Origin of the sequence: Zoogloea sp. 1C4, from assembly GCF_009469605.1 — a bacterium.
GTDB lineage: Bacteria > Pseudomonadota > Gammaproteobacteria > Burkholderiales > Rhodocyclaceae > Zoogloea > Zoogloea oryzae.
On sequence record NZ_SSXU01000065.1, the window covers coordinates 1 to 2,385 of the forward strand.

The 2,385-nt window shown below is 30.6% G+C and carries 3 protein-coding genes; all 3 read right to left on the reverse strand.

Annotation, left to right across the window (positions count from 1 at the left end; genetic code table 11):
- Positions 1-450, reverse strand: a 450-nt coding sequence (locus GH681_RS22690; protein WP_153163772.1) for a hypothetical protein, incomplete at its 3' end; no start/stop codon positions are given.
- 906 nt (positions 451-1,356) lie between these two features.
- Positions 1,357-1,686 carry a hypothetical protein gene (locus GH681_RS22695; RefSeq protein WP_153163773.1) on the reverse strand — a complete coding sequence of 110 codons (330 nt, stop codon included), beginning with the start codon at positions 1,684-1,686 and terminating at the stop codon, positions 1,357-1,359.
- Between the two features lie 174 nt (positions 1,687-1,860).
- The coding region (locus GH681_RS23425; RefSeq protein ID WP_194271320.1) for a hypothetical protein at positions 1,861-2,385 on the reverse strand (525 nt) is incomplete at its 5' end.

A 2,385-nucleotide genomic window follows, 5' to 3' on the forward strand; every position in this document is an offset into this window, starting at 1 on the left:
ATCACCATTTTCATCAGTTTGATATACTGTTGCTACTTTCTGATACAATATATAACTATTGATGTCATTAGGATTAAGTTGAATCTTAATAAATGGTTGATTAGCTCTCCAACTACTAAATACTGCTGGCATTGGTTTAGAATCAGGCTTTATTTGAACTAATGTGCCATATTTATTATCGTAATTACTTAATTGATACGGATTAACTATCTTATCGTTTCTATAAGCATTTCTAGCTATTTCTGTAAATAACTCTGTAAAGTTATTATTCTGCATGTTTTCAGAATTAAAACCAAAATAGTCCATACCTACTAATTTATCATTATTAAGTATTTCTATAGCAGCTTTAATTGCATCTGAATAACCTTTTTGTTTCTTCCAAGCAGTAGTTATTACATCGAAGAATGAATCAGTACTTCTATTATCGAAACTAGTTAAGTAAGCATACACACCTAATCTATTAGCAAACTTTCTTATACTTTCATCTTCACAGTCTAGTAGATCTTGATATGCTGACAGTAATCTGTTTTCATAAGTAGCAGTATTAGTTAAAGCATTATCTGCTGTTACTATTCTATCGTATTTCTAGTTAGTACCATCAGATGCATATTCTTGTAGATAGTTAAGTAACTCATTCTTAATATGACCATTGAACGCAATTGCTGGTAAATCATTACGTTTTCTTAAATCATTTTTAATCTAAGTTAACCTTTTAGCTATACTTTTAGGTCCTCTTAACATATTAAGGAATTTCTTATCGCTAATATTAAAGTCCTCAACTGCATTCACTACAGCTTTAGTTCTTAGTGAGGTAGTTAATATTTTTGATAATTCAGCTACAGTGTTTTTATCTGAAGAATTACCTAAAAAGAAGTCACATGCAGCATTAAATATTGTCTTATATCCTTTTGTAGCTTCTATAACTTGTCCGCTTAATAATATTCTAGGAGTATTTATACCAGCATCTAGTTTCTACTTAAGGAATGTAGAAGATAAGTAATAGTTTATAGGTTTTTCTATGTTATCAGCTCCATTTATATAGAACCTACTTTGATAATTATCTATATATCTATTTAATCTACGTTTGAAATTTAACTGTAACGGTAAGGTATTACCAAATTTCTTAGTATCAATCTATGATAATTGAACTAAATTTGATAAAACTTCTGTATCTGAAGACAAATCTTGATAAGCTCTAATAGATATGACTTGTTGATATAATCCATTGACTTCTTTTGGTTTTTTTAACGCTTCAGATGCTACTTTCTTATCAAACACATCATTATAATTGACCTCAACAGCATCATATCCTTCTATAGATGGAAGTGAATATTCACTAGCTAAACTATTATAATACTATGCATACTTTGCTTTATTAGAATCACTATCATCTAATGATACAATCGCTTCTCTCAAAGAAGTCATATATTCTTTAGCTATAGATTTAAGTTTATCTCTTTCAGTTATTCCTTTTTCTGCACCTATTATACCTTTACTTTCTAACATTTCTTTAGTAAACCTACGCAATGCAGGTTGTGCTAAGAAGTAGAAAGTATTCTCACCTTTACCACCTCTAATGAGTAGAGAAGTCATATTATAAGTAATAGAGTTTACGTTCAAAGCCATAATATATGGGTCTTTCGCAACGTCCACGTGGGCGTTAATCAATGCTGATAACCAGTCCATAATACGTTGATCATCTTCTCCATATACCTAATCTAACTGACCTAAGTTATATCTGTTAGCATTAGAATAATTGATACATAGGTGAGTAAATTGAGTTAACGCATGATTAGTAGAGTTAAGTGCAAATGGAGCAATACCAGCTTTACCACCAGTATACTCTGTCTTTCTAGAAAGCTAGAAAGAAGGAGCTAATTCATACATAGGATTTACTTCTACAGTATTTTTTGGTTGAACTATTGGAAGAATCTGCTTTTGAAGAATCTTTGTTAATGTATCAATAGAAGCTCTAGTTTCAGCAATATTAGTAAAGTCAGTCAGTACTAATGAGTAATTATCTAGCAACTTATTAACGTAACCTTGTTCCGATTTTTCGTCAGAACTTACTCTTTTACCATCTTTATATGTATATGTAGCTAGATAAAGTTTATCAACGTCGAAGTCAGAACCAGTCATAGCTGTAAATTCTTCCGGAACTATGATTGTATCACCAATAGTAGTTGGCATAATATCAGCTACTTGGAATGAGAACATGGAAGACAAACCCTGTGTAGGAATACGATATCCTATACCATAAGGTTTAGATTCTACTTCTACACCGTCTACCATTCTACTACCTATTATACCATTATCAATTAACCATTTGCGTTTACTATAAAAACTTGCATTTTTAAGTTCTTCTGGTAATATATCTCTAAAGAA

Coding starts and splice junctions, on each gene's coding strand:
- GH681_RS22695 (WP_153163773.1), bottom strand. CDS start 1,686: ATGGACTGGTTATCAGCATTGATTAACGCCCACGTGGACGTTGCGAAA.